Genomic DNA, 26,448 nt, shown 5'->3' on the forward strand with positions numbered 1-26,448 from the left:
CGACGACGGCGTCCGGCCGGGGATGCTGCAGGGCGGGGCCGGGACACCCGCGATGCAGCAGCTTCAGGGAGCCGGCAGTTGCGGCGTCACCAGCGCAGGGGGTGCGTGGACCGCGAGTGCGCGGTGCGGCAGGCCCGGCAGTTGCCCCAGGAGACGATGGCCAGCGGGGTCGTCGGACCGCCGCACTCGGGGCACTCGACGGCCCCCTCGGAGCTGGCGCGAGCGTCGCTGAGGGCGCGCGTCCGCTCCTCGTGGATCCGCTCGTCGCCCCGGCAGGGGCACCCGAGATGGGCTTCCGCACAGCGTCCGGCGTGTCCGGCGATGGGGGGTCTCCTCGCAGATGGTGGTCGGCGGTGCGCCCGCGGCGCCCGTCGTCGTGGCCGGTGCGGCGATCGCGCCGGGACCGGACGCGAAGGGGGCCACGGCGCAGTGCGCCGTGGCCCCCTCCTCACGCGTCGATCAGATCGCGCGGACGTTCTCCGCCTGCGGGCCCTTCTGGCCCTGCGTCACGTCGAACTCGACCTGCTGGCCCTCGTCGAGGGACTTGTAGCCGTTGCCGCTGATGGCGGAGTAGTGGCAGAAGACGTCGGCGCCGCCGCCGTCCTGGGCGATGAACCCGAAGCCCTTCTCCGCGTTGAACCACTTCACAGTGCCCTGAGCCATGTTCGATCTTCTTCCGTGCTGGGGGGTGACCGCACAGGTACGTACCGGGTGCGGGGCCGCCGCACCGACCGGCAGGACCGAGAGGAACGTCAGGCAGAGACGACTGCGGACGTCCAAGAACGAAAGCAGAGGCGCAACAGCGACCGAGGTGAACTGTACGCCCTTCGCGGCCGTCCTGGGAAGGGCCTGCTCGGAGGCCCCCCTCGACGGGGGTGACCCGCCCGACGGGCGCCACGGGGCGGTGCGCGAGCATCGCCGGCATGACTCCTCCGGATGCCGGCGAGCCGGGCTGGGTGCACGACGCGATCTGGTGGCACGTCTACCCGCTGGGCTTCGTCGGGGCCGAGCCGGGCGCCGAACCCGCCCGGCCGGTCCGCCACCGGCTCCCGCAGCTGGTCCGGTGGCTGGACCACGCCGTCGAGCTCGGCGCCTCGGGGCTGGCGCTCGGCCCGGTCTTCGCCTCGGAGAGCCACGGTTACGACACCACCGACCACCTGCGCATCGATCCCCGGCTGGGCGACGACGCCGACTTCGACGACCTGGTCGCCGCCTGCCGGTCCCGCGGTCTGCGCCTGCTGCTCGACGGCGTCTTCAACCACGTGGGCCGCGGTCACCCCGCGTTCCAGCAGGTGCTGGCGGAGGGGCCCGCGGCGCGCACGGCGGGCTGGTTCCGGCTGCGCTGGCCGGGCGGACCGCAGGCGTGGGCCCCGGGCACGGAGCCCGGGTACGACGACTTCGAGGGCCACTCCGCGCTGGTCGCCCTCGACCACGGGTCGCCGGACGTCGTCGACCACGTGAGCGAGGTGATGGCGCACTGGCTGGACCGCGGGGCCGACGGGTGGCGGCTGGACGCCGCCTACGCCGTGCCGACGCCGTTCTGGGCGGAGGTGACCGCGCGGGTGCGCGCCCGGCACCCCGGCGCCTACCTCATGGGCGAGGTCATCCACGGCGACTACGGCCGCTTCGTCGCGGAGTCGGGGCTGGACGCGGTGACCCAGTACGAGCTCTGGAAGGCCGTCTGGAGCTCGCTCAACGACGGCAACTTCTTCGAGCTCGACGCCGCGCTGGCCCGCCACGACGACGTCCTCGGCCGCTTCGTGCCCTACACCTTCGTCGGCAACCACGACGTCACCCGCATCGCCAGCCGGCTGGACGACGACCGGCACCTCGCGCACGCGCTGGTCGTGCTGCTCACCACCGGTGGCACCCCGTCGGTCTACGCCGGCGACGAGCACGCCTTCCGCGGCGTGAAGGAGGACCGGGCCGGCGGCGACGACGCCGTGCGCCCGCCGTTCCCGGCCTCGCCCGAGGAGCTCTCGCCGGTGGGCCTGCCCGTCTACCACCTGCACCAGGAGCTGATCGGGCTGCGCCGCCGGCACCGCTGGCTGCACACCGCCCGGACCGCGACCCTGCACCTGGCCAACGAGCAGGTGGTCTACGAGACCCGGGCCGACGGCGAGCGGCTCGTGGTCGCGCTGTCGGTCGGCGACGGCGCGACCGAGCTGCCGGCCCCGGGCGCCGGGCGCGTGCTGGCCGGCGACGCCGAGGTCCTCGCCGCCGGGACGAGCGGCGCCCGGGTGCGGCTGCGCCCGCACGGCTGGGCGGTGCTCACCGGCTGACGCCCGCTCAGCGGCTGGTGGCCAGGTCCTTCACCGCCTTCGCCACGTACATGACCGACAGGGCCAGGAACAGCGCCCCGATCGCGGCCCGCACCTGGTCGTCGGAGACCGACGTCCGCTGGGCCACCGGCCCGGCCACGGTGTCGGCCACGCGTGCGCGCCAGCCCTTGAGGCCGGCCTTCCCGAAAGTGACTGCGTCCATCGCCGGTCCCTACCCCGCCGACGGCGAGGTGAACAGGGCTTCCGGCGCATCACCGGCCACGGGGGGGGGGGGGGGGCACTGGCCCGATCATGGATCTCCCCATCGGTGGCACCCGCACGGTCGACGTCGGCGGTCGCCGGCTGAACGTCCGGGAGGCCGGCGAGGCCGGACCGACGGTCCTGCTCGTCCACGGCATCCCGACCAACTCCCGGCTGTGGCACGACGTGGTGCCGGAGGTGTCCGGCCGACCTCGCCGCCCAGGCGGCGCTGCTGCTGCGGCTGCTGGACGCCCTCGACGTGGCGCGCGCGGTGGTCGTCGGTCACGACCTCGGCGGCGGGGTGGCGCAGATCCTGGCCACCACGAGCACCGACCGCGTCGCCGGGCTGGGCGTGGTCAACGGGGTCTGCTACGACGCGTGGCCGGTGCCCCTGGTGCGCGCGCTGAAGGCGACGTGGCCCGCGCTGCGGTTCCTCCCGCCGCCGGCGCTGGCCACCCTGCTGCGCCCGGCGCTGCGCACGCTGTTCGCCTCCCAGGAGCGGGCCGCCCGGTTCCTCGACCGCTTCGTCGAGCCCTGGTCCCGCCCGGGCGGTCCGGCCCAGCTCGCGCGGCACCTGCGGTCCCTGGACTCGGTGTACACGCAGACGGTCGCCCCGTTCCTGCCCCGGCTGGACCTGCCCGCCGAGGTGGTGTGGGGTCGCCGCGACCACCAGCTGGAGCCCGGCTACGGGCAGCGGCTCGCCGACGACATCCCCGGTGCGCGGCTCACCTGGGTCGACGACGCCGGCCACTTCGTGCCCGCGGACCGGCCCGACGTCGTGGTGGACGCGGTGCTGCGGCTGGTGGCGCGGGCCTGACCGGGCCGGAGGAGGTGTCCTGCCGACCGGCCGCGGGTAGGGGTCACCGATGACATCACCGCTGGTCAGGCCGCGTTCGCAGAAGATCATCGCCGGGGTGTGCGCCGCCCTGGCCAACCGGTTCGGCGTCTCCCGGGGCATCGTCCGGCTGGGGTTCGTGCTCTTCGGGCTGTTCGGGGTCGGGGAGATCGTCTACATCGCGCTGTGGCTGATGATCCCGAAGGAGCGCTGACCCGCTCCCGGGGAGGGCCGGGGCCCGGCGATCATGCTTGACTGTCCGCCGTTCCCGCCCTCCCGCGAAGGGACAGCGATGTCGATCCTGGAGAGCCTCGCCGAGGCGCTCGCCGCCGCGCGGGTCGAGGTCGTCGACCTCACCGCGCCCCTGTCGGCGGAGACGCCGGTCATCCAGCTGCCGGAGCAGTTCGCCCAGACCGCCCGTTTCGAGCTGGAGGAGCTGAGCCGCTACGACGACCGCGGCCCGGCCTGGTACTGGAACAACTTCCGCACCGGCGAGCACACCGGGACGCACTTCGACGCGCCCAACCACTGGGTCACCGGCCGGGACGGTGACGACGTCGCCTCGGTGCCGGCCGGGCGGCTGATCGCCCCAGCGGTGGTCCTCGACTTCTCCGCGCAGGCCGCCGCCGACCCCGACTTCCTGCTCGAGGTGGAGCACGTCCGCGCGTGGGAGGCCGAGCACGGGCCGCTGCCCGAGGGCGGGTGGCTGCTGTTCCGCACCGGCTGGGACGCCCGGTCGGGTTCCCAGCAGGCGTTCCTCAACGCCGACGACACCGGCCCGCACACGCCGGGGCTCTCCCCGGCCTGCGCGCGCTGGCTGGCCGAGGAGTCGCCGGTGCTCGGGCTCGGGGTCGAGACCGTCGGCACCGATGCCGGCGCCGCGCACTCCTTCGACCCGCCGTTCCCGTGCCACGCGGCGCTGATGGGCAGCGGCAAGTACGGGCTGACCCAGCTGCAGAACCTCGACCGGCTGCCGGCCACCGGTGCTCTCCTCGTGGCCGCGCCGCTGCCGATCGTCTCCGGCTCCGGCTCGCCGTCGCGGGTGCTGGCGCTGGTCGAGCGGGGATGACGCCGGCTACCGGGCGCACGGTCGCGGCCGCCGTCGGGGAGACGCTGGTCCGGCGCGGGGTCGACACGGTCTTCGGCGTCGTCGGCTCCGGGAACTTCGTGGCGACCAACGCGATGGTCGCCGCGGGCGCCCGGTACGTCGCCGCGCGGCACGAGGGCGGCGCGGCCACGATGGCGGACGCGCACGCCCGGACCACCGGCCGGCCGGCGGTGCTCAGCCTGCACCAGGGCTGCGGGCTCACCAACGCGCTCACCGGCGTCACCGAGGCGGCCAAGAGCCGGACCCCGCTGGTGGTGCTGACGGCGGAGGCCGGCTCACCGCGGTCGAACTTCTTCGTCGACCAGTTCGCCCTGGCCACGGCGGTCGGGGCGGTGCCGATGCGGGTGACGTCGGCGGCCGGCGCGGCTGCGACGGCCGCCGCCGCGGTGGACACCGCCCGGCAGGAGCGCCGCACCGTCGTGCTGAACCTGCCGCTGGACGTCCAGTCCCTCGCCGCGGGTGACGACGAGCTCCCGCCCGCGCCGCACCGGCCCGACCCCGTGCCCGGCGATGCCGATGTGGCGCGGCTGGCCGAGGCGCTGCGCGCGGCCCGCCGGCCGGTGTTCGTCGCCGGCCGCGGCTCGCGGGGTCCGGGCGCGCGCCGGGCGCTGGAGGAGCTGGCCACCCGCTGCGGGGCGCTGCTGGCGACCTCGGCGGTGGCCAAGGGCCTGTTCCGCGGCAGCGACTGGGACCTCGACGTCTCCGGCGGCTTCGCCACGCCGCTGGCCGCCGAGCTGATCGGTGACGCCGACCTGATCGTCGGCTGGGGCTGCCAGCTGAACATGTGGACGATGCGGCACGGGCGGCTGATCGCCGACGACGCCACCGTCGTGCAGGTCGACTCCGATCCCGGGGCGATCGGCGCGCAGCGGGAGGTCGCCTTCGGCGTGCCCGGTGACGTGCGCGCCGTCGCCGAGGCGGCGGCGGCCCGGCTGGGGCCGACCGCGGCCGCCGGCTACCGCACGCCGCAGGTGCGCGCCGCGCTGGCCGAACGGGGCCGCTGGCGGGACGAGCCGCTACCCGGTCCGGGCGACGGCGAGCGCATCGACCCCCGGACCCTGACCGTCGCGCTCGACGACCTGCTGCCCGCCGAGCGGGTGGTGGCGGTCGACTCCGGCAACTTCATGGGCTACCCGAGCATGTTCCTCGACGTGCCCGACGAGCAGGGCTTCTGCTTCACGCAGGCCTTCCAGTCCGTCGGCCTGGGGCTGGCGACGGCGGTCGGCGCGGCGCTGGCCCGGCCCGACCGGATGCCGGTCGCGGCCCTCGGCGACGGCGGGGCGCTGATGGGCGCCGCGGAGCTGGAGACCGTCGTCCGGCTGGGGCTGCCGATGGTCGTCGTGGTCTACGACGACGCCGGCTACGGCGCCGAGGTGCACCACTTCGGCCCGGACGGTCACCCGCTGGACATCGTCCGCTTCCCGGAGACCGACTTCGCCGCGATCGCCCGCGGCCACGGCTACGCGGCGGTGACCGTGCGGTGTCCCGCCGACCTGGACGGCGTGGCGGCGTGGCTGGCCGGTCCGCGGTCGGCGCCGCTCCTGGTCGACGCCAAGGTGACCCGCGACCAGCCCTCGTGGTGGCTGGAGGAGGCCTTCCGCGGGCACTGACCAGCCGGACGCACTGGTCGGGTGTCGGCCCGGCTACCAGGCGGTGGTGGCCTGGAGGACGGCCTCGGTGAGCGCGCGGGTGCGCAGCTCGGTCACCTGCTGGTACTCGGGGTCGGCGACCATCCTGCTGAACGCCTCCCGCGAGGGGTAGCGGACCAGCAGCACGGTGTCCCAGGCCTGCCCGGACTCGGCGACCAGCGCCGTCGACCCGTCGCCGGCGTAGAGCACCTCGCCGCCGTACCGGGGCAGGAAGGTCGTCGACAGCGCCTCGGCGTACTGCGCGTACAGCTCGCGGCCGCCCTCGGCGTAGCGCAGCAGGTTCAGCATCACCACCGGCCCGCCCGGGTCTTCGGAGAGGTAGCGCTTGAGGTCCGCACCGCGGGGATCGATCGCCATGCGGGCAAGCTAGCAACCCGGCGGGAGGGCGGGCAGGCGGTGCGCCGGGCGGTGGACGCGGGCCGCTCGTCCCCGGGTCCGCCGGGTGAGGTCGGCATCCCCGGGTAGGGGAGCCCCATGGTCGAGTACACGCCGCCCCGGGAGGACAGGATCCGGCTGCGCGACGGCCGGATGCTCGCGTACGCCGAGTACGGCGATCCGGCCGGCTGGCCGGTGCTGGGCTGCCACGGTTCACCGAGCTCGCGGCTGGAGCGGCACGTCGAGGACCCGGACGCCTACCAGCGGTGGGGGATGCGGGTGATCGTCCCCGACCGCCCCGGCTTCGGGCGCTCGGACCCCCATCCCGGGCGCCGGGTGATGGACTGGCCCGACGACGTCGGCCAGCTGCTCGACCACCTCGGCGTCGACCGCTTCTCCGTGGTGAGCCTGTCGGGCGGGGCCGCCTACGCCCTGGCGTGCGCGCACGTCTTCGCCGAGCGCGTCCGGGCCGTCGGCATCCTCGGCGGTGCGCCGCCGCCGGACGTGCCGTGGCCGTGGCCGCGGTGGGTGTCGCGGCGGCTGCGGGACACCGTGCACCGCCCTGCGCGGCTCGCGGCGGTGCTGCGTCCGGTGCTCGCCCCGGTCGGGCTGCGGCCGGCGATGATCCCGCGCTACCTGCAGCTGCGGCTCAACGCGGCCGACCGACGGGTCCTCGGGCGGCCCGCGGTCCGCCGGATCATGGCCGCGACGTTCAGCGAGGGGCTGCGGAACGGGACCGCCGTGCTGGCCGAGGACCGCGCCCTGCTCTTCCGGCCGTGGGGGTTCCCGCTGTCGGAGGTCCGCCAGCACGTGCACGTCTGGCACGGGACGCAGGACTGGCAGGTGCCCGTCGTCCTCGGGCAGGTGCTGAGCGCGATGCTCCCCGACGGCACCGCGCACTGGCTGGCCGGCGAGGGGCACTTCGCCGTCTTCGACCACGCCGAGGAGGTGTACGCGGCGCTCCGGGAGTGACCGCGGCGGCTCAGGCCAGCTGCGCGGCCACCAGCGGCTCCAGCGTCAGGTCCGGGTGCCGCTGCTGGAGGATCCGCAGCGCCCACTTGTCCGGGAACAGGACGAGCAGCTCGCCGTTGGTCCGCTGCACCACCTCGACCCCGCCCGAGGTCGCGATCAGCGGCAGCGACGCCTCGTCGGTGCGCATCGCCATGTTGTAGGGCAGCCGGTCCAGCGCAACGGGGGCGTTGAACTCGTGCTCCATGCGGTGGGTGGCGACCTCGAACTGCATGGGCCCCACGACGGCCAGCACGGGTGAGCCGTCGCCCCGTCGCTCGGAGCGCAGCACTTGCACCACGCCCTCGGAGTCCAGCTGTTCGATGCCCTTGCGGAACTGCTTGTGCTTGGCGGTGTCCCGGCTGCGCACCACCGCGAAGTGCTCCGGCGCGAACGTGGTCAGCGGCGGGTAGCTGACCGGCCGGTCGGTGTAGAGGCTGTCGCCGACGCCGAGCGCCGAGGCGTTGACCAGACCGACGACGTCGCCGGGGTAGGCGACGTCGACGCTCTCCCGCTCGCGGCCGAACACCTGCTGGGCGTACTTGGTCGCGAACGGCCGCTTCGTGCGGCCGTGGGTGACCACCATGCCGCGCTCGAAGACGCCCGAGCAGATCCGGATGTAGGCCAGCCGGTCGCGGTGGGCGGCGTCCATCCCCGACTGCACCTTGAACACGAAGGCGCTGAACGGGTCGCCCAGGGCGCGAACCGCGCCGTCGGCGTCCGGCCGCCCGGCCGGCGGCGGGGCGAGGTCGACCAGGGTGTCCAGCAGCGCGCCGACGCCGAAGTTGGAGACGGCGGAGGCGAACAGCACCGGCGTGGTCACCCCGGAGAGGAACGACTCCTGGTCGTGCTCGGCCCCGGTGGCCTCGAGCAGCTCGGCCTCCTCCTCGGCCTGCTGCCAGACCTCGCCCTCCCGGGCGGTGGCCTCGGCCGCGGTCAGCAGCTCCTCCGGGGCGATCGTCGCGCCGCCGGCGGTGCGGGTGAACCGGCGGAAGGTGCCGTCCCGCCGGTCGAGGACGCCGCGGAAGTCACCGGCGATGCCCACCGGCCAGGTCAGCGGTGTCGGCGTCAGCCCGGTGCGCTCGCTGATCTCGTCCATCAGCTCGAGGGCGTCCTTGCCGGGCCGGTCCCACTTGTTGATCACCGTGACGATCGGGATGCCCCGGTGCTTGCAGACGGCGAACAGCTTCATCGTCTGCGTCTCCAGGCCCTTGGCCGCGTCGACGAGCATCACGGCGGCGTCGACGGCGGTGAGCACCCGGTAGGTGTCCTCGGAGAAGTCGGCGTGACCCGGGGTGTCCAGCAGGTTGATCACCGCGTCGCGGTACTCGAACTGCAGTGCCGCCGAGGTGATGGAGATGCCGCGCGCCTTCTCCATGTCCATCCAGTCCGAGACGGTGCCGCGCCGGCCGGCCTTGCCGTGCACCGCGCCGGCCTGCCCGATCACCCGGGCGTGCAGGGCCAGGGCCTCGGTCAGCGTGGACTTGCCGGCGTCGGGGTGGCTGATGACGGCGAACGTGCGCCGCCGGCCGGCCTCCGCGAGCGCCGAGCGGGCGGTCCGGTCCGCGTCGCCGGGGGTGGGAGCGGCAGTCACGGGTGGTTCTCCTCGCGGGACGGGGGTGCGCGCCGCCGTCTCGCGGGACGGCGTGCGCCGGGTGGCGCGCCGGGCACCGCGGCCGGGGCGCTGCGCCGGCCGGGCCCCGGGGGTCCGGAGGGCCGGGCGCGTGGCGTCGGTGTCCGAGGACCAGAACGCTACAGGCGTGCGCCCGGCCGCCGCGGCCTGCTCGCGTCAGCCGGTGTAGCCCGCCCGCATGTCCGCCACGATCCGCGGCCGGTCCAGCGTGGAGGGCGCCAGCTGCTGCCGGGGCCGGTCGAGGGGGAAGACCGCGGCGGCGGCCAGCACCGCGCGGTCGAGGAACCGGGTGGCCGGGACGGCGGGGGAGAGGGCGAGGGCCGGCGGCTGCGCACCACGCTGGGCCAGCGCGAAGCCCCAGTCGCCGAAGCTCGGCACGTGCACGTGGTAGGGCACCGCGGCAAGCCCGGCGGCGTCCAGGGTGGCGACGGTCCGCCAGAACGCCGTGGGGGTGGAGTACGGGCTGCCGGCCTGCACGACGACGAGCCCGTCGGGGGCCAGCGCGGCGGCGACCAGGCCGTAGAACTCGGTGGAGTAGAGCCGGCCCAGCACCGGGGTGTCCGGATCGGGCATGTCCACGACCACCGCGTCGAAGCCGGTGGCGGCCGGCGAGCGCAACCAGCGGAAGGCGTCGGCCGCCACGACCTCGACCCGGGGGTCGTCGAGCGCGCGGTCGTTGAGCGCGGCCAGCCGGGTGCGGGCCAGCTCGATGACGGCGGGGTCGAGCTCCACCTGCACGATCTCCTCGACCGAGGGGTGGCGCAGCACCTCGCGGGCGGCCAGCCCGTCGCCACCGCCGAGGATCAGCACCCGGCGGGGGTCGCGGGACAGCACCGGGTGCACCAGCGACTCGGTGTAGCGGTGCTCGTCCCGGCTGGAGAACTGCAGGTCGCCGTCGAGGTACAGCCGGAGGTCACCGGAGCGGTCGGTGAGCACGATCTCCTGGTAGTCCGACCGCTCGGCGGCCACCACCGGATCGGCGTAGAGCCGCTGCCGCGCCGTCGTCTCGATGTCCTGCGCCCGCAGCAGCAGGAAGCCGAGCCCGGCGGCCGCCACCAGCAGCGCGGCGGTGGCGGACCGGCGCGCGCGGGTGCTCATCTGCGGCCGCAGCAGCAGGCCCGCGACCACGGCGGCGGCGAGCAGGTTGACCAGGCCGGTGATCGCCGCACCGCGCACCTGCCCGGCCACCGGCAGCAGCAGGAAGGGCCAGACCAGCCCGCCGAGCAGCGCTCCGGCGTAGTCGGCGGCGTTCAGGTCGGCGAGCACCTTGCCCGACCCCTCGGCGTCGATCCCGGCCCGGCCGGTCTGCAGCAGCGTCATCAGCAGCGGCACCTCGGCGCCGACGAGCACGCCGATCACCCCGGTCGCGACCAGCAGGACGGCGTTGCTGGTGCCGTAGAAGGAGAACGACACGTACAGCGTGACGGCGCTGAGCCCACCGACGACGCCGAGCAGGATCTCGACCGCGACGAACGTCGTCGCGGCGTGCGGCAGGAACGGCTTGACCAGCAGGGCGCCGGCGCCCAGCGCGGCGACGAACCCGGCGACGATCAGCGAGGTCTGGGTGATCCCGCCGCCGACCAGGCTGGCCGACAGGGTGAGCAGGACCAGCTCGTAGATGAGCCCGCAGGCGGCGCAGACGCCGACGGCGGCCAGCAGCAGCGGCCGGGAGCGGACCGCGCCGCGGCCCGCCGCCGGTGCCAGCCCCGGGGCCGACGCGGTCACGGCGTCAGGACAGGGCGGCGGCGTTGACCGCGCCGATGGCGACCAGGCTGGCGCCGACGGCCCAGGCCGAGCCGCGCATCCGCGGCTCGTTGACCAGGTCCCGCAGGTGCTCGGGGATCACCGCGTCCAGCAGCCGCAGCGCCACGGCCTGCAGCACGACGCCGACCAGGCCGTAGACGGCGGTGTCGACCAGCCCCTGGCCGAGGCTGTCGGCGCTGGTCATGATGGCGGTGACCACGATGATCGCCAGCGCCAGGTGGTTGGCGACGAGCAGGATGGCGGCGTTCGGGTTGTGGTCGGTGTAGACCTGCGTGCGCAGGTTGCCGGGCGTGAGCAGGTCCAGCGCGAGGAACCCGAGCGCGAGCACGCCGAAGCCGATGGCGAAGAAGAGCAGCGTCGCCACGACGCCCTGGACCAGCAGGTCGCTGTCGACGTTGCCGAACTCCAGCGCCTGCCACGAGGTGCTCATGTCGGGGTTCTCTCCTGGGATGGGGGACGGGGAGGAGCTGCGGGAGGCGGTCACTTGACGTCGCCGGGCCCGCCGCCGCCGCCGGTGCCGACCGGGGAGCCGGGCCGGAAGCCGGGCCCCAGGAAGGCGAAGAAGCCCCCGCGGTACCGGCCGTCGAGGTCCTCGACGCGCACCGAGCTGCCGCCCGGGGCCGCGCTGACGATGACGATGTCGTCGTCGTAGCGCAGGTACTCGTTGCCGCCGTCGGCCTGCCGCTCCGCGGGCGGGACGGCGTCCACGATGGCCTCGGTGGTGGTGCCGACCGGGTCGGGCGAGGCGTAGACCGACGCGTCGCCGACGATCTCGGTCCGTTCGTAGGTGTTCTCGAGGAAGTCGCGGATGCGGGTGCCGCTGCCGCAGCCGGCCAGCAGGACGGCGACCAGGAGCGCGGCCAGCACGCGGGACATCGGCCTCACGGCGTCCACCTGCTCCGGGTCGTGACGACCTCGCCACTGGTGCCGGCGGGGTAGAGGTGCCAGGTCTGCCAGGCCCAGCCGCCGCCCGCGAGCGGTTGCGCGGTCATGGCGGTCAGCGCCCCGGCCGATCCCGGGAAGGTGCCGCACAGCCAGGTCGGATCGGCCGCGGCGAGCGCCCGCAGCCGGTCGGCGGTCGCGTCCAGGTCGCGGTGGTCGGTGGCGGTCACCTCGGAGGTGAGCCGGTAGCCGCCGGACCGGGCGGCGCGGGGCAGCGGGCGGCCGCCGGCGCCGACGGCGTCGCAGGAGACCTCCTCGGTGAGCCGGTGGCCGCCGGTCTCGACGGTGACCACGTGCGAGGCGCCGAGCACCCCGAGGGTGATCGAGCTGCCGTCGGCACCGGGGAGCCGCAGCCGGGCCAGCGTCGCCGGCGGGGGCCCGTCGAGCAGCAGACCCAGGGCGGCGGCGGAGACGTCCCGCGGCTGGACGTCCAGCTGGTGCAGGCTCATGCCTCGGGCGTCCGGTGGTAGACGGTCAGCTCGCCGCGGCTGACGGCGCGGCCGGTGGAGACCTCCCACGACTGGGTGGGCGCCCAGCGCTCGAAGGCCAGCAGGCCGGTCTTGTCCGCCGTCGCGTAGTCGGCGTAGTCGACGGTCCCGGTGGGCGGCGTGCCCGTGGTGCCCTCGGCGGTGTAGGCGGCCCGGCCCCGCTCGATCTGCCGGTGCACCCGGTCGTCGAGGACGACGTCGCCTTCCGGCGTGAGGTTCGTGCCCTCGCGGCGCATCCAGAGAGTCATCTCCAGGTCGCCCTCGTCGTCCTCCACGGTGAGCCAGCGGCGGCCGGTGGACCCGTCGAGCAGGTGCTCGCGCCAGGTCATCCCGCCTTCCTCGAGGACGATCGTGCCGCGGACGACGTGGTCGATCCCGGCGTAGGTGATCACGTCGCCGACGCCGATCCGGTGCGGGTCGTAGACGTCGGGCTCGTCGGCGAGCGGGTCGACCCGGGGGCGGGGACCCGCGGCGCGGGCGAGGTTGCGCCGGCGCAGCACCAGGATGACCGCGGCGAGGACGGCCAGGGCCACCAGCACGACGATCAGCAGGACGAGGAGCACGTCGGACATGGCGGGTGGCCTCCTGGCGGTCGGCGGACGGGCCGGGAGCAACCTATCGCGCCGGCACTCCGGGCCGGGCGCCGCGCCCGCCGCCGTCAGCCCCGGGTCAGCCGCCGGGGGAGTGCGCCGCCGCGGGCGCCGCCCGGTCCGCGTCCGCGCCGTCCTCCTGCGCCGCGTTCCCGGCGCTGTTGCCGTGGAACGACGTCTGCGGTGCCGCGGTCCCCCCGGGGCGCCGGCCGGCCTGCCCGGCGGAGGCGAGCGCCTGCGGGGCCAACGCGGGGTCCACCCGGCCCCACTCGGTCTCGACGTCGGTGAGCAGCGCCTCCAGGTAGGCGCGCAGCTGGGCGCGGCAGGCCTGGGCGTACGCCTTGAGGAAGGCGACCTGCTCCTCGAGCTCGGCGGCGGTCCGGGAGCCGGGCGCGGCGTCGTCGTCCTCGAGCGCCTTCCCGCCGGCGGTCAGCCGGGCGGCGGCCTCCTGGGCCGCCTGCATGATCGCCCCGGCGTTCTCCCGGGCGAGCCGCAGCTGCTCCTCGTACTGGTCGCGGGCCTCGGTGGTCATCTGCCGGCTGAAGTCCTCGGCCTCGGCGACGTAGTCGTCGGCCGTCTGCTGGGCGCTGGCCAGGATCTTGACTGCCTGCTCGCTCGGCGGCTGGGGCATGGGCGCGCCGTCCAGCCGCTGCTGGAGTGCGGTGACCTGCTCCTGCAGGAAGGCGCGCTCCCCGGCGAGCGCCTGCACCTCGGCGGCCAGCGTGCCCACCTCCGCCGCGACGAGGTGCTGGAAGCGGTCGACCGAGGCCTGGTCGTAGCCGGGGTGCAGCATGGATCCGGTGGCGAACCGCGTACCGCGGATCTGCGCCGGTGTGAGCCGTCGGTCGTGCCCTCCGGTACCGGACACATCGGTGGTGGTCATTCGGTCACCTTCCCCTCGGCACTGGGCCCCGGTCGGCTGGGGGCGAACACCTCGCTGCGCACCCGCTCCCGCGGCACGCCGTGCTGGAGCAGCCCGTCGACGGTCTGCTCCACCATGGGCGCCGGGCCGGCCACGTACACCTCGCGGCTGAGCCACGGACCGTGCCGGAGCACCACGTCCCCGATGTCGCCCCGCTCGAGACCCGACCGCTCGTCGGCCGACACCGCGTACGTCACGCTCAGCCAGGGGCAGGACTGCTGCAACGCGTCAAGCGCGGCGCGGTCGTGGAACTGGTCCTCGGTGCGGGCACCGACGAAGAGATCCACCCGGCGGGGAGGTCCCTGCCGGTCGACCTGGTCGACGAGGGCCTCGAGCGGGGCCAGGCCCATGCCGCCGGCCACGAGCAGCAGGTCGCGGTCGGAGCCCTCGCCCAGGGTCAGGTCGCCCAGCGGGGGGCCCAGCCGCATCAGGTCACCCACCTCGGTGCTGCGCACGAGGGCGGTGCTCACCGGGCCGCCCGGGCGGGCCTTGACGTGCAGGTCGAGGGTGCCGTCCTCCCGGGGGGCGTTGGCCGGTGAGTAGTAGCGCCAGAGCCGGGGACGGCGGTCGATCTCCAGGGACAGCGACTGGCCGGCCAGGTAGTTCACCGGTACCTCGGGGCGTATCCGCAGCACCGCCACGTCGATGGCGCGCCGCTCGTGCGCCACGACCTCGGCCCGCCAGGTGGCGGGGTGGTCGGCGGACTCCTCGGCGCCCTGGATCATCACCGAGGCGACGAGCTCGTAGGCCTCGGTCCAGGTGCGGGCGCGGTGCTCGTCCCACTCGTCGTCGAAGTGCTCGAGCGTCGCCAGCAGGCTGGGCATGACCGCCGGGTAGTGCGCCGGGAGGGTGCCGAACTTGCGGTGGTCGTGGCCGAGCTGCTTGAGGATGGGCACGAGACCCTCGAGGTCGTCGACGTGCGAGACGACCTCTCCGAGGGCGTGGAAGAACCGGTCCCGCTGGTGGGCCATCGAGACCGGGAACATCGCCCGCGTCTCCGGGTGGCTCAGGAAGAGGTGCGAGTAGAAGTACAGCGGGGCCTCGTCGCCCGTCGCCGCGGCCTTGGCGAAGCTGGCCCGCATCGCGGCGATGTCCATGCGTGCCTCCTCGCGGCGTGGTCGATCCGGCTGCGCGAGCGCCCGCCCCGGCTCCGGAGTGCGACCACGCCTGCGCGCTCGGCTTGCCCTTCCCCGGCCCGGCGGCCGCCACACGGACGCCGCCGATCTTTCTCATCGGCCCAGGTCAGGCGGCCGTCGTACCGGCCGGTACCGGGCGAGGGGCCTCGCGCGGCATGACGAGGGCCCCGACCAGACCGGCCGCGAGGACGGCGGTGCTCACCCCGAACGCCAGCTGGAAGGACACCACGTCGGTGAGCCAGCCGGCCACGAGCGGACCGGCGATCGCGCCGAGGTCGGCCGACATCTGGAACACCGCCACGACCCGCCCGCCCCGCCCGGCGCTCATGTCGCCGACGAGGGCGGCCGGGGCGCTGGCCAGCAGCGACGCCGCCAGCCCGAAGACCGCCATGGAGAGCAGGAAGGCCCAGATCACCGGCGGCAGGACGAGGATCGCCATGGCGGCGGTGCCCAGGGTGGCGCCGAGGACGAGCGAGGGGCGCCGTCCCCAGCCGTCGACCAGCCGGCCCGACCGCAGCAGACCCAGCGCCTGGGCCACCGACCCGGCCAGCAGGCCGGCACCCGCCCAGGCGACGGTCCGGCCGAGCTCCTCGGTCACGTACAGCGGCACGAGCGAGTTGCGGACCCCGAAGAGCACCCACCCGACGCCGAAGTTCGCCACCAGCGCGGCGAGGTAGACCCGCGAGCGCAGGGCGGTGCCCAGGGGCATCGGGCCGGCGTCGAGGTCGGGGGAGGCGACGTCCGCCGGCTCGGGGGCGGCGGGGTCCGGCTCGGCCGAGCGCAGCAGGAGCACGCCGACGCCGCCGGCGACGAGCAGGAAGCCGGCGTAGAGGAAGAACGGCAGCCGGGGGGAGAGCTCGGCCAGCAGGCCGCCGGCCGCGGGCCCCGCGATCCCGCCCAGGATGAAGCCGCCCTGCCAGGTGGCGGCCGCCCGGCCCCGGTGCGACGGCGGAGCGACCCGCAGCAGCAGCGAGAGCGCGGCCACGGTGAACATGGCGCTGCCCACGCCGCCGGCCGCGCGCAGCCCGAGGAACAGCGGGAACGACCCGGCCAGCCCCGCCGCCCCGGTGGTGACGGCGACGATCACCAGGCCCGACGTGAGCACCAGCCGCTCGCCGAACCGCTCGACCAGCGTGCCGCCGCTGAAGGCGGAGACGAACCGGAAGAACGCGAAGGCGCTGACCGCCAGCCCGATGGCCGTGGTGCCGACGCCGAAGGAGCGGGCGAACAGCGGGATCGCCGGGGCGACGATGCCGAACCCGAGCGCCACCACGAAGGCGATGACCGCCAGGACCTTGACCTCGCGGGGCAGCTCTCCCCGTGTCCCGACCCGCACGGAACGCGATCGTCGCACGCCGGGCCGCGGGGTGTCCGGGCAGGCGCCGGCGCGCGGGGCGGCTGACCGCCCCGCGCGCCGGGAGACCACCCCGGCGATCCGCCCGGGCGCCCTGGAACTGCTGCTAGGCGATCCGCCGGGCGCTGTTGTAGCCGCCCATCGAGTCGACCGAGGCGACCTTCACCGGCACGCCGAACGTCGCGGCGTGCACCATCTGCCCGTTCCCGATGTAGATGCCCACGTGGCTGACCGGGCTGTAGAAGAACACCAGGTCGCCCGGCTGCAGGGCCGACCGGGACACCGGGGTGCCCATGGTCGACTGCATCCGGCTCGAGTGCGGCACGGAGATGCCCGCCGCGGCGTAGGCGTACTGGACCAGGCCCGAGCAGTCGAAGGCGTTGGGTCCGGCGGCGGCCCACACGTAGGGGTCGCCCACCTGGGCCAGGGCCGTGTTGACCGCGGTCTGGGCCGCACCGCTCCCGCCGCCGACCGGTGCCGGGGGTGCGGGAGGCGCCGGGGCGGGGGCCGGAGCGGCAGCGGGGGCCGGGGCGGCGGGTGCCGAGGCGCGCGGTGCCGCCGGGGCGGCGGCCGGGGCCTCGTCCGCAGCAGCCGCCTCCTGCGCGGCGGCCTCCTGGGCGGCGGCCTCCTGGGCGGCGTGCCGCTCCGCGGCGGCGCGCGAGGCGCGCTGCTCCTCCTCGGTGAGCCGCTCGTACTGCGCCTGGTACTCCGCGATCTGCTGGTCCAGGCGGGTGCGCTCGGCGGTCACGCGGTCGACCTGCGCCTGGGCGTCCTGCGCCGCCTGCTGGGCCGACGCCTGGGCGCGGTCGGCGTCGGCGCCGGCCTGGCGGGCCTCACCCAGCACGCCGTTGTTGTGCTGGGCGATGGTGTCGAGCAGCCCCACCCGGTCGACCAGGTCGCCGGCCGACTCGCTGGTCAGCATCGCCTCGAGGGTGCCGAGCCCGTCACCGGTGTAGGCGCTGCGGGCCACGGTGCGGACCCGGTCCTGGGCCTGCCCGAGGGCGGCCTGCGCGGCGGTGAGTTCCTCGGCGGCGCGGTCGGCGGCCTCCTGGGTCGACTTGAGCTGCTCGCGGGTCTCGTTGAACCGCTCGGTGAGCACTTCCAGGTCGTGCGCGCGGCCGGCGATCAGCTCCGCGGCTTCCTGGGACGTCGTCGGCCGCTCCGGGTCGGCGAACGCGGGGAGCGGCGTCAGGGCGACGCCGCCGGCGGCCACGAGGGCCACCAGAGCCCGGCGGCCGGTGATCCGTCGCTGGGCAGGGGTGAGCGAACTCGCCATGTTCGGCGGGTGGTCCTTTCTTCCACGGCCGCCTACCGGGTTAGCTGACGGGTTCGGGCGGGAAGACGCCCGGCGTCCGGCGGCCCCAGGGGACCTCCGGTCGCTTCACCCCGGGAGTGCGATGGGTCCCCGGTCCTGCTGCCGGCCGGTGCCGGCGGATGGTTCGGCGGCGCCCGGGCGGCTGTCGCCTGTTGAGCGACGGACGGGTCCGTCCGGACGGACCCACGCTAGGGGGCGTTCCCGTCTCCCACCATGCGCGGGGGCGACTTCGTCCGGAACTGAGGCGGAACAGGATCGACCGCACACGAAGGGTCACCGACATGCCGGAGCCGCGGCCGCCGCGGCGGTGGCCGGCACGGGCCCCGGGGCGGCCAGGTCGACGACGTCGCCCACCACCCAGACGGCGGGCGGGCGGATCCCGGCGGCGCCGATCGCCCCCGGCAGCTCGGCCAGCGTCGTCCGCAGCGACCACTGCGTGGCGGTGGAGCCGTCGGCCACGACGGCGACCGGTGTCCCCGGTGCCCGGCCGTGCTCGACCAGCGCCGCGGCGATCGCCGGGGCGGTCTCCACGCCCATGAGGACGACGAGGGTGCCGCGCAGCCGGCCGAGTGCGGCCCAGTCGACCAGCGACTGGGGGTGCCCCGGCGGCAGGTGGCCGGAGACGACGACGAACTCGTGGGTGAGCCCGCGGTGGGTGACCGGGATGCCGGCCAGCGCGGGCACGGCGACGGCGCTGGTGGTGCCGGGGACCACCTCGACCGGGATGCCGGCGGCGGTGCAGGCCTGCAGCTCCTCGAAGCCGCGCCCGAAGACGAACGGGTCGCCGCCCTTGAGCCGCACCACCCGCTTGCCGGCCCGCGCGTGCTCGACCAGCAGCGCGTTGATCCGCTCCTGGGCCATGAACCGGCCGCGGGGCAGCTTCGAGGCGTCGATCACCTCCGCGCCCGGGGCGAGGGAGGTCAGCAGCGACTGGGGCGCCAGGTGGTCGACCAGCACGACGTCGGCCTCGGCGAGCGCCTGCCGCCCGCGCACCGTGATCAGCCCCGGATCGCCGGGGCCGCCCCCGACGAGCACCACGCTCCCGGCGCCGCCGCCCCCGCCGCAGGACCGGACCGGCAGCGTCCCGTCCCCGAGCCCGGCCAGCAGGGCGTCCCGCACGCCGGCGGCCCGCCGAGGGTCCGCGGCGCCGTGCACCGCCACCGCCAGGTCGCCCGCCCGCCCGGTGACCGGCAGGGCGGCGCTGGCCAGCGCCGGGTCGTCGGCCCTGGTGCAGAAGGTGCGGCTCCGCTCCGCCTCGTCCGCGACCGCCGCGTCCACCCCGGGGTGGCCGGTCGCCGCGAGGGCGAACCACGCGCCGTCGAGGTCGCCTGCGGCGTAGGGCCGCGCGCGCCAGGTGAGCGCGCCGGCCGTCGCCAGCGACTCCAGCGCCGGGGTGACCGCGGGGCTGACCACGGTGACCACCGCGCCCGCCGCGAGCAGACCGGCGACCCCGCGGTGCGCCGTCGCGCCCCCGCCGACCACGACCACGTGCCGCCGGGCCAGCCGGAGCCCCACGGGGTGCAGCACCTCGCCGGCAGCGTCGGTGGTCACGGGGCCTCCTCGGTCGGAGCGGTCGGGGTCGGGATCGGGCAGCGCGCCGGCGTCCGGCGGGCGGGCGACGGCGACCGTCACCCGGCCGTGGACGGTCTTGCCGACGACGAGGACCCCGCCGCCGAGCAGGGCGGCCGCCTCGGCCACCGAGGGCGTGCCGACGCGGTCCGCGACGGCGGCCGAGGGCGAGGGCACCCGGACCGCGGCGAGGTCCGCCGCCGGGTGGCCGGTGAGCGGCCAGCCGCGCCGCGCCGCGGCGGCGACCAGCCCGGGCTCGGCCGACCGGCTGTCCAGGGTGGCCAGCCGCACCGGACCTCCGGTACCGGGCAGGACGGCGTCCACGGCGGCGAGCACCTCGGCCGCGCTCACGCCCGAGGTCAGCCCGATGCCCACGGTCCTCACCTGGGCACCGCCGGGCGGTCGGGGAGAGCGGCCAGCAGCGCCGCGGCGTCCCGGGGGAGCGGGCTGTCCGGGAGGAGCCCGAGGTCGCGCAGCCGGGCCCCGACCTCCAGCGCCCACGGGCGGGACAGCCGGGCCCGGCCGAGCAGGTCGCCGTCGCCGAGGACCGCGCCCGGGGTGCCCTGCACGACCGTGCGGTCGACGACCACCGCGACCTCGTCGGCCCAGCGCAGCGCCAGGTCGACGTCGTGGGTGCTCATCACCACCGTCGAGTCGTGCTCCTGCAGCCGGGCCAGCGCGGCCAGGGTGTCGGCGACCGCGGTCGGGTCCAGCCCGGCGGTCGGCTCGTCGAGGAGGAGCACGCACGGCCGCATGGCGACCGCGCCGGCGATCGCCACCCGCTTGCGCTCGCCGTAGGAGAGCTGGTGCGTCGGCCGCTCCGCCAGGGAGTCGACGCCGAGCAGCTCCAGCGCCTCGGCCACCCGGCTGCGGACGGCGTCCTCGGCCAGACCGAGGTTCAGCGGCCCGAAGGAGACGTCCTGGCCGACCGAGGCGCTGAACAGCTGGTCGTCGGGGTCCTGCAGCACCAGCTGGACCACCTGCCGGTGGGCGCGCAGGCCGCGCCGGGTGTGCACCAGCGGCTCGCCGTCGACGGTGACCGTGCCGGCGGCCGGGCGCAGCGCCCCGGACAGGCAGCGCAGCAGCGTGGTCTTGCCCGAGCCGTTGGCGCCCAGCAGGGCCAGCCGCCGGCCCGGCGGGATCCGCACCGCGGCGCCGGAGAGCACCGGCGCCGCGCCGGGGTAGCCGGCGACCAGCCCCGCGGCGGCCAGCGTGCGGTGGCTCACCGCACCACCAGGGTGACCGCGGCGATGCCGACGGGCAGGGCGAGGCCCAGCGCCAGGAAGGGCCGCGACGACGGCTGCGCGTCCGGCAGCACCCGCAGCCCGGTCTCCATCCCGCGGCCGGCCAGCCCCTCCTGCATGCGCCGGGCGCGGTCCCACGACCGGGTCAGCACGGCGGCGGCCAGCATCCCCGCCGACCGGTACGAGCGGCGCGGCGAGGACCAGCCCATCCGGGCGGCCTGCGCCTCCCGCACGGTGCCCAGGCTGTCGAGCAGCACGAACAGCAGCCGGTAGGTGACCGAGGCGATCTCCACCACGGCGGCCGGGACCCGCAGCCGGCGCAGCTGCGGGAGCAGGTCCGACATCGGGGTGGTGGTGGCCAGCAGCAGCACCGCGGCGCTGCCGGCGACCGCCCGCCCGGCGAGCGCACCCGCCCGCTCCGCGGCGTCGGGGGCCCAGCCCAGCCCGCCGCCGTCCACCGTGACGACCGCCGTTCCCGCGCCTATGGCGATGAACGCCAGCGGCCACCGGATCGCGCGGAGGAACGTGCCGGCCGGGACCCGCGCCGGCCCCAGCGCCAGCGCCACGGCGCTCGCCGCCACGAGGAGGGCGCCGGGCCAGGGTGGGAGCAGGAGCGCGCACCCGACCAGGCCGGCGCAGAGCAGCAGCTTGTCGCCGGGGGCGCGACGGCGCCAGGCGCTGGCCCACGCTGCGTCGTCGACGGCCAGGCCGGTCACCGGGCGTCGGCTCCCGCGGGGCCCGGTCGTCCGGCCGACCGGCGGCCGCGCAGCCGGCCGAGCACGTAGCCCAGCACGCCGCCGCCGATCGCCGCCTGCAGCGCGAACAGCCCCGACTCCACCTCACCGCTGGGGCTGAACAGCGACTCGGCCCAGGGCGCGTGGCCGTCGGCCGCCAGCTCCTCGGTGACGGCGGCGTCGGTGCCGCCGTACTCGGAGGCGCCGCCGTCGAGCAGGAGCGGCACGGCGAAGAGCGCGACGACGGCGAGGACGAGCAGCGCGGTGACCAGCGCCCGCCGGCTCACGCGGCACCCCCGGTGGGAGCCAGCGGGGCGGGCCGCAGGATGCCGAGCCGCTCGAGCTCGGGCCGGGCGTTGACGGTCAGCACCCGGAACAGCAGGACGCCGAGCAGGCCCTCGCCGACGGCGAGCGGGACCTGGGTGAGGGCGAAGACGCCGAGGAACTTGACCAGCGCGCCGGCGAACCCGGTGCTCGCGTCGGGGAAAGCGAGCGCCAGCTGCAGCGACGTGGTGACGTAGGTGGCGAGGTCGGCCAGCGCGACCCCGGCGAAGACCGCGGGCAGCAGGCCCACCCCCGTCGCGCGGGTCAGCCGGTAGACCAGGTAGCCGGTCCACGGGCCGACCACCGCGAAGGCGAAGGCGTTCGCGCCCAGGGTGGTGAGGCCGCCGTGCGCCAGCAGCAGCGCCTGGAACAGCAGGACGACGGTGCCCAGCAGCGCCATGACCGGTGGGCGGAAGAGGATCGCTCCCGGCCCGGTCCCGGTCGGGTGGCTGGAGCTGCCGGTGATCGAGGGCAGCTTGATCGCGCTGAGCACGAAGGTGAACGCCCCGGCGGCGCCCAGCAGCAGCGTCGACTCCGGGTTCTCCCGCACCTCCTTGACGACCGCCCGCGCCCCGTGCGCGACGAAGGGTGCGGCAGCGAGCGTCCAGCCGAGGGCGTGCGGAGCAGGGAGGAACCCCTCAGCGATGTGCACGGCCGACCTCCTGGGGGAGCCGCGCGGCGGCGGCGACGAAGCGGGTGGCCATCCCGGGGGAACCGGCCCAGTTCAGGTGCAGGTACGAGGCGTGCACGTTCCCGCTGGCGAAACCCTCGGGCCCGTCGGCGTTCCACTGCCAGGCCGGGGTGGGGCCGGCGGCCGGTGCGGCCGTCGTGCGGTGGAACTCGTGCCCGCGCACCCGGGTGCCGGCCGGGGCCAGCACGCTGTCGGTGAGCGCCACCGCGGCGCGGTAGCCGAGCGTGAGCCGTGGGTGCATCGCCGTCGTCGTCGGCAGGACGCCGCACATCGGCTCGCCGTCCAGCTCCTCGGAGAGGTAGAGCAGCCCGGCGCACTCCGCGGCGATCGGGCCGCCGCGGAATGCGAGGTCGGCGATCGCCGTCCGCAGGCCGACGTTGGCGCTGAGCGCGGGAGCGTGCACCTCGGGGAAGCCGCCGCCGACGACCAGCGCCCGGGTGCCCTCGGGCAGCGCGGCGTCCCGCAGCGGGTCGACGGTCACCACCTCGGCGCCGGCCGCGGTGAGCAGCTCGGCGGTCTCGGCGTAGCCGAAGGTGAAGGCCGGTCCGCCGGCGACGGCGACCACCGGCCGGCCCGCCACGCGGGTGACCTCGGCGGCCGGGTCCCACGGCTGCCCGGCCAGGTCCGGCGCGGTGCGGGCCAGCCGGAGGACGGCGTCCAGGTCGACGCTCGACTCGACCACCGCGCCCAGCGCGCGCACCGTGCGCACCGCCTCCGCCGACCGCTCGGCGGCGGGCACCAGGCCCAGGTGCCGGGACGGCGTCTGCAGCTCGGCGATCCGGCGGACCGCGCCGAGCACCGGCACCCCGGCCGCCCCCAGCGCCTCGCGCAGGATCGCCTCGTGCCGGTCGCTGCCGACCCGGTTGAGCACCACGCCGCCGATGCGCACCGTCGGGTCGAACGTGGCGAAGCCGTGCACCAGCGCGGCCACGCTGCGGGCCTGGGACGCCGCGTCGACGACCAGCACGACCGGGGCCTGCAGGTGCGCGGCGACCTGCGCGGTGGACCCGTAGCCGGGCTCGACGCTGGCGTGCGCGGCGCCGTCGAACAGCCCCATCACGCCCTCGACGACCGCGACGTCGGTGCCCCGGGCGCCGTGCAGGAACAGCGGGGTGATCCGGTCGTCGCCGACCAGCCACGGGTCCAGGTTGCGGCCCGGGCGGCCGGCGGCGAGGCCGTGGTAGCCGGGGTCGATGTAGTCCGGGCCCACCTTGTGCGGGCTCACGGTGAGCCCGCGGGCGGTCAGCGCGGCGATCAGGCCGGTGGTGATCGACGTCTTCCCGGCGTTGGACGACGGCGCGGCCACGACGATGCGCGGGATGCGCTGGGCGCTCATCAGACCGACCCGGCGTTGATCATCGGCGTGTGGTCGCCCGACGCGCCGACCGGATCGACCGTTCGCCGATGATCAATTCGGCAGGGGGTCACGGGGATCACCACTCGATGCCCCGCTGGCCCTTCTGGCCGGCGTCCATCGGGTGCTTGACCTTGGTCATCTCCACGACCAGGTCAGCGGCCTCGAGGAGCGCCGGGGGTGCGTCGCGGCCGGTGATGACCACGTGCTGGTTGCCGGGCCGGGCGGACAACGTCGCGACCACGTCCTCGATGTCCACCCAGCCCCACTTCAGCGGGTAGGTGAACTCGTCGAGCACGTAGAACCGGTGCGCCTCGGCGGCGAGGTCGCGCTTGATCTGCGCCCAGCCCTCGGCGGCGTCCGCGGCGTGGTCGGTCTCGTCGCCGTGCTTGCGCGACCACGACCAGCCCGAGCCCATCTTGTGCCAGACGACGGGCCCGCCCTCGCCGGTCTCGGTGTGCAGCCGGCCGAGCGCGGTCAGCGCGTTCTCCTCGCCGACCTTCCACTTGGCGCTCTTGACGAACTGGTAGACCGCGATCGACCAGCCCTGGTTCCACGCCCGCATCGCCATCCCGAAGGCGGCGGTGGACTTCCCCTTCATCTCCCCGGTGTGCACGGCCAGCACCGGCCGGTTGCGGCGCTGCCGGGTGGTCAGCCCGTCGACCGGGACGGCGGTCACCTGCCCCTGGGGCACTGGTCCTCCTCGCCGGCGCTCGTCGGCCGAGAGCCTGGCACCGTGCTCATCGGTGAGCTCGCACGCTCGCTCACTAGGCCGCCTCCCGGACCGTGCGGACCAGCGACTCCGCGCCGAGCTCCTCGAGCCGCATCGTCCGCGCGCCCAGGGCCGTGCCCAGGGAGGCGGCCAGCCCCAGCCGCACCGGCCCCGACTCGCAGTCGACGACGACGCTCGCCGCCCCGGCCGCGGCCAGCAGCCCGGCAGCGCGGCGGGCGTCGCCGAGGGAGTCGCTCCCGCGCGCCCCGGTGGCCCGCCCGTCGGTGACGACGACCAGCAGCGGGCGGCGGCGCGGATCGCGCACCCGCTCGACCCGGAGCGTCTCGTGCGCGCGGAGCAGCCCGGCGGCCAGCGGGGTGCGCCCGCCGGTGGGCAGCTCGGTCAGCCGGGCGGCGGCGGCCTCCACCGACCAGGTCGGCGGCAGCACCAGGTCGGCCCCGGCGCCGCGGAAGGTGACCAGCCCGACCTTGTCCCGGCGCTGGTAGGCGTCGAGCAGCAGCGACAGGACGGCGCCCTTCACCGCGGCCATGCGCGCCCGCGACCCCATCGAGCCGCTGGCGTCGACGACGAAGAGCACCAGGTTGCCCTCGCGGCCCTCGAGGGTGGCCTGCCGCAGGTCCTCGCGGGCGAGCGTCAGGCCCGGCCCGGTGCGCCCGCGGGCGAGCTGGTGCGGGGCGGCCGCGAGCACGGTGCCCGGCAGGTGCAGGCGGGTGACGGTGCCGGCCGGGCGGGTGGCACCCACGACACGGCCGTGCTCGCTGCGGGCGCGCGACCGCCGGCCGGCCGCGCCGGCGCCGAGGCCGGGGACCTCGAGGCGGCGGGCGCGGAACGGGTCCGCCGGCGCGACCGCCGGGCGCTCGGCAGCGGCGGCGTCGGTGCGCCCGCCGCCCTCCCCGCGCGGGGCGCTCGTCGGGCCGTCGTCACCCGCGCTCTCCCCAGGCATAGGAGGCTTTGCCCGGGATTCGCCGTCCGATCCGTAGGCATTGCTTCCTATGCCTGGACCGTCGGGACCACCGCCGTCGCGGGGCGGGCCACCGCCGTCGCCGGGGCCGTCGGTCGGGTCGGTCGGCTCGTCGTCGGGGCCGCCGGCGTCCTCGGGGCGCGAGTCGGCCAGCGCCTGCTCCAGCGTCCCGTCGTCCAGCCCGGGGGCGTCGAACGGGTTGCGCCGGCGGCGGTGCGGCAGCGCCAGCCGGGCGGCGACGCGCACGTCGTCCTCGGTGACCTCGTCGCGGCCGCACCAGGCGGCGTGCGCGATCGCCGCGCGGGCGGTGACCAGGTCGGCGCGCAGGCCGTCGACGTCGAAGGCGGCGCAGACGGCGGTGACCTGGCGCAGCGCGGCGTCGGAGAGGACGACCCGCGGCAGCCGGGCGCGGGCGGCGGCGATCCGCTCGGCCAGGGCGGTCTCCTCGGCGGCCCAGGCGGCGGCGAACCCGGCCGGATCGGCGTCGGAGGCGAACCGCCGGCGCACCACCTCGGCGCGCACGTCGGGGTCCCGCGGGGCGGCGACCTCGACGGTGAGCCCGAACCGGTCGAGCAGCTGGGGGCGGAGCTCGCCCTCCTCGGGGTTCATGGTGCCGACCAGCAGGAAGCGGGCGGCGTGCCGCACCGAGATGCCCTCCCGCTCGACGTACGCGGTGCCCAGCGCGGCGGCGTCCAGCAGCAGGTCGACCAGGTGGTCGTGCAGCAGGTTGACCTCGTCGACGTAGAGAACCCCGCGGTGGGCGGCGGCGAGCAGGCCGGGCTCGTAGGCCTTCACGCCCTCGGTGAGCGCCCGCTCGAGGTCCAGCGACCCGACCAGCCGGTCCTCCGAGGCGCCGACCGGCAGCTCGACCAGCCGCGCCGGGCGGGTGCGGGCGGCGGTGCCGGGCTCGTGCGGGCCGTCGGGGCAGGCCGGGTCAGGAGCGCCGGGGTCGCAGCCGAAGCGGCAGCCGGCCACCACCGCGACCGGGGGCAGGACGGCGGCCAGCGCGCGGACGCTCGTCGACTTCGCGGTGCCCTTCTCACCCCGCACCAGCACGCCACCCACGGCGGGTGAGACGGCGTTCAGCAGCAGGGCCAGGCGCAGGTCGTCCATGCCGACGACGGCGGTGAAGGGATAGGTCATGCGCGGGTACGGCGCACGGAGCACGCGTCCTCTCCCCGGGTGTCCACGCCCGGA

The 26,448-nt window shown here is 76.2% G+C and carries 26 protein-coding genes, 1 pseudogene and 1 riboswitch; of the genes and pseudogenes, 6 read left to right on the forward strand and 21 right to left on the reverse strand.

The window, feature by feature from the left end; genetic code table 11:
* Window positions 1–459: 459 nt before the first annotated feature.
* The gene (locus O2W17_RS18040; protein WP_269193827.1) at window positions 460–663 is read right to left on the reverse strand and encodes a cold-shock protein; all 204 of its coding nucleotides are present in this window, start codon (window positions 661–663) and stop codon (window positions 460–462) included.
* Between the two features lie 260 nt (window positions 664–923).
* Here O2W17_RS18040 and O2W17_RS18045 point away from each other — a divergent pair, with 260 nt between their 5' ends.
* The gene (locus O2W17_RS18045) at window positions 924–2,282 is read left to right on the forward strand and encodes an alpha-amylase family glycosyl hydrolase (protein WP_269193828.1); all 1,359 of its coding nucleotides are present in this window, start codon (window positions 924–926) and stop codon (window positions 2,280–2,282) included.
* A 7-nt stretch (window positions 2,283–2,289) separates the two neighbouring features.
* Here O2W17_RS18045 and O2W17_RS18050 read toward each other — a convergent pair whose 3' ends face one another.
* Entirely contained in the window at window positions 2,290–2,484 is a 195-nt protein-coding gene (locus O2W17_RS18050) for a hypothetical protein (protein WP_269193829.1), read from the reverse strand.
* Window positions 2,485–2,703: 219 nt separating this feature from the next.
* Here O2W17_RS18050 and O2W17_RS18055 point away from each other — a divergent pair.
* The 4 genes and pseudogenes from O2W17_RS18055 to O2W17_RS18070 form a co-directional block, all read left to right on the forward strand.
* A pseudogene (locus tag O2W17_RS18055) lies at window positions 2,704–3,339 on the forward strand (alpha/beta fold hydrolase); the annotation flags it as partial.
* 49 nt (window positions 3,340–3,388) lie between these two features.
* A complete protein-coding gene (locus tag O2W17_RS18060; protein ID WP_269193830.1) occupies window positions 3,389–3,571 on the forward strand; it encodes a PspC domain-containing protein in 183 nt (60 codons plus the stop codon).
* 78 nt (window positions 3,572–3,649) lie between these two features.
* Complete coding sequence (locus tag O2W17_RS18065) at window positions 3,650–4,426, forward strand: cyclase family protein (protein ID WP_269193831.1); 777 nt, start codon at window positions 3,650–3,652, stop codon at window positions 4,424–4,426.
* On the forward strand, window positions 4,423–6,075 hold the full coding sequence (locus tag O2W17_RS18070; protein WP_269193832.1) for a thiamine pyrophosphate-binding protein: 1,653 nt from the start codon (window positions 4,423–4,425) through the stop codon (window positions 6,073–6,075). The genes O2W17_RS18065 and O2W17_RS18070 overlap by 4 nt, the downstream gene beginning before the upstream one ends.
* A 33-nt stretch (window positions 6,076–6,108) precedes the next feature.
* On the opposite strand, the gene O2W17_RS18075 is transcribed toward O2W17_RS18070, so the two are convergent.
* Window positions 6,109–6,471: a DUF1330 domain-containing protein gene (locus O2W17_RS18075; RefSeq protein WP_269193833.1), complete on the reverse strand. Its 363-nt coding sequence runs from the start codon at window positions 6,469–6,471 to the stop codon at window positions 6,109–6,111.
* Window positions 6,472–6,588: 117 nt separating this feature from the next.
* On the opposite strand from O2W17_RS18075, the gene O2W17_RS18080 reads away from it, so the two are divergent.
* Entirely contained in the window at window positions 6,589–7,461 is an 873-nt protein-coding gene (locus tag O2W17_RS18080) for an alpha/beta fold hydrolase (RefSeq protein ID WP_269193834.1), read from the forward strand.
* A gap of 10 nt (window positions 7,462–7,471) precedes the next feature.
* Here the strand turns inward: O2W17_RS18080 and O2W17_RS18085 are convergent, their stop codons facing one another.
* The 18 genes from O2W17_RS18085 to O2W17_RS18170 form a co-directional block, all read right to left on the reverse strand.
* Window positions 7,472–9,091 carry a peptide chain release factor 3 gene (locus O2W17_RS18085; protein ID WP_269193835.1) on the reverse strand — a complete coding sequence of 540 codons (1,620 nt, stop codon included), beginning with the start codon at window positions 9,089–9,091 and terminating at the stop codon, window positions 7,472–7,474.
* A 195-nt stretch (window positions 9,092–9,286) separates the two neighbouring features.
* Window positions 9,287–10,855, reverse strand: coding sequence for a polyamine aminopropyltransferase (locus O2W17_RS18090; RefSeq protein ID WP_269193836.1), 1,569 nt, complete (start codon window positions 10,853–10,855; stop codon window positions 9,287–9,289).
* A 4-nt stretch (window positions 10,856–10,859) separates the two neighbouring features.
* Entirely contained in the window at window positions 10,860–11,324 is a 465-nt protein-coding gene (locus O2W17_RS18095) for a DUF350 domain-containing protein (RefSeq protein ID WP_269193837.1), read from the reverse strand.
* A gap of 50 nt (window positions 11,325–11,374) precedes the next feature.
* The gene (locus O2W17_RS18100; RefSeq protein WP_269194400.1) at window positions 11,375–11,770 is read right to left on the reverse strand and encodes a DUF4247 domain-containing protein; all 396 of its coding nucleotides are present in this window, start codon (window positions 11,768–11,770) and stop codon (window positions 11,375–11,377) included.
* A 5-nt stretch (window positions 11,771–11,775) separates the two neighbouring features.
* Window positions 11,776–12,285: a DUF2617 family protein gene (locus O2W17_RS18105; protein WP_269193838.1), complete on the reverse strand. Its 510-nt coding sequence runs from the start codon at window positions 12,283–12,285 to the stop codon at window positions 11,776–11,778.
* On the reverse strand, window positions 12,282–12,896 hold the full coding sequence (locus O2W17_RS18110; protein WP_269193839.1) for a DUF4178 domain-containing protein: 615 nt from the start codon (window positions 12,894–12,896) through the stop codon (window positions 12,282–12,284). Before O2W17_RS18110 ends, O2W17_RS18105 begins: the two co-directional genes overlap by 4 nt.
* A gap of 97 nt (window positions 12,897–12,993) precedes the next feature.
* Window positions 12,994–13,797, reverse strand: a complete 804-nt coding sequence (locus O2W17_RS18115) for a DivIVA domain-containing protein (protein WP_269193840.1) — start codon at window positions 13,795–13,797, stop codon at window positions 12,994–12,996.
* Window positions 13,794–14,933 carry a globin domain-containing protein gene (locus O2W17_RS18120; RefSeq protein WP_269193841.1) on the reverse strand — a complete coding sequence of 380 codons (1,140 nt, stop codon included), beginning with the start codon at window positions 14,931–14,933 and terminating at the stop codon, window positions 13,794–13,796. Before O2W17_RS18120 ends, O2W17_RS18115 begins: the two co-directional genes overlap by 4 nt.
* A gap of 145 nt (window positions 14,934–15,078) precedes the next feature.
* On the reverse strand, window positions 15,079–16,308 hold the full coding sequence (locus tag O2W17_RS18125; protein ID WP_269193842.1) for an MFS transporter: 1,230 nt from the start codon (window positions 16,306–16,308) through the stop codon (window positions 15,079–15,081).
* 124 nt (window positions 16,309–16,432) lie between these two features.
* Window positions 16,433–17,602, reverse strand: a complete 1,170-nt coding sequence (locus tag O2W17_RS18130) for a C40 family peptidase (protein WP_269193843.1) — start codon at window positions 17,600–17,602, stop codon at window positions 16,433–16,435.
* Window positions 17,603–17,616: 14 nt separating this feature from the next.
* Window positions 17,617–17,769: riboswitch (cyclic di-AMP (ydaO/yuaA leader) on the reverse strand.
* A gap of 145 nt (window positions 17,770–17,914) precedes the next feature.
* On the reverse strand, window positions 17,915–19,585 hold the full coding sequence (gene cobA / locus O2W17_RS18135) for a uroporphyrinogen-III C-methyltransferase (RefSeq protein WP_269193844.1): 1,671 nt from the start codon (window positions 19,583–19,585) through the stop codon (window positions 17,915–17,917).
* 5 nt (window positions 19,586–19,590) lie between these two features.
* Window positions 19,591–20,436, reverse strand: coding sequence for an energy-coupling factor ABC transporter ATP-binding protein (locus O2W17_RS18140; RefSeq protein ID WP_269193845.1), 846 nt, complete (start codon window positions 20,434–20,436; stop codon window positions 19,591–19,593).
* Window positions 20,433–21,170: a cobalt ECF transporter T component CbiQ gene (gene cbiQ, locus O2W17_RS18145; RefSeq protein ID WP_269193846.1), complete on the reverse strand. Its 738-nt coding sequence runs from the start codon at window positions 21,168–21,170 to the stop codon at window positions 20,433–20,435. The genes O2W17_RS18140 and cbiQ overlap by 4 nt, the downstream gene beginning before the upstream one ends.
* The gene (locus tag O2W17_RS18150) at window positions 21,167–21,475 is read right to left on the reverse strand and encodes an energy-coupling factor ABC transporter substrate-binding protein (RefSeq protein ID WP_269193847.1); all 309 of its coding nucleotides are present in this window, start codon (window positions 21,473–21,475) and stop codon (window positions 21,167–21,169) included. Before O2W17_RS18150 ends, cbiQ begins: the two co-directional genes overlap by 4 nt.
* Complete coding sequence (locus O2W17_RS18155) at window positions 21,472–22,164, reverse strand: energy-coupling factor ABC transporter permease (RefSeq protein ID WP_269193848.1); 693 nt, start codon at window positions 22,162–22,164, stop codon at window positions 21,472–21,474. Before O2W17_RS18155 ends, O2W17_RS18150 begins: the two co-directional genes overlap by 4 nt.
* Window positions 22,151–23,539: a cobyrinate a,c-diamide synthase gene (locus tag O2W17_RS18160; RefSeq protein WP_269193849.1), complete on the reverse strand. Its 1,389-nt coding sequence runs from the start codon at window positions 23,537–23,539 to the stop codon at window positions 22,151–22,153. The genes O2W17_RS18155 and O2W17_RS18160 overlap by 14 nt, the downstream gene beginning before the upstream one ends.
* A gap of 97 nt (window positions 23,540–23,636) precedes the next feature.
* A complete protein-coding gene (gene cobO, locus O2W17_RS18165; protein ID WP_269193850.1) occupies window positions 23,637–24,251 on the reverse strand; it encodes a cob(I)yrinic acid a,c-diamide adenosyltransferase in 615 nt (204 codons plus the stop codon).
* A gap of 73 nt (window positions 24,252–24,324) precedes the next feature.
* Window positions 24,325–26,394, reverse strand: coding sequence for a putative cobaltochelatase (locus tag O2W17_RS18170; protein ID WP_269193851.1), 2,070 nt, complete (start codon window positions 26,392–26,394; stop codon window positions 24,325–24,327).
* Window positions 26,395–26,448 lie beyond the last annotated feature (54 nt).

Origin of the sequence: Blastococcus sp. VKM Ac-2987, from assembly GCF_026967805.1 — a bacterium.
In the GTDB taxonomy this organism is placed as follows: Bacteria; Actinomycetota; Actinomycetes; order Mycobacteriales; family Geodermatophilaceae; genus Blastococcus.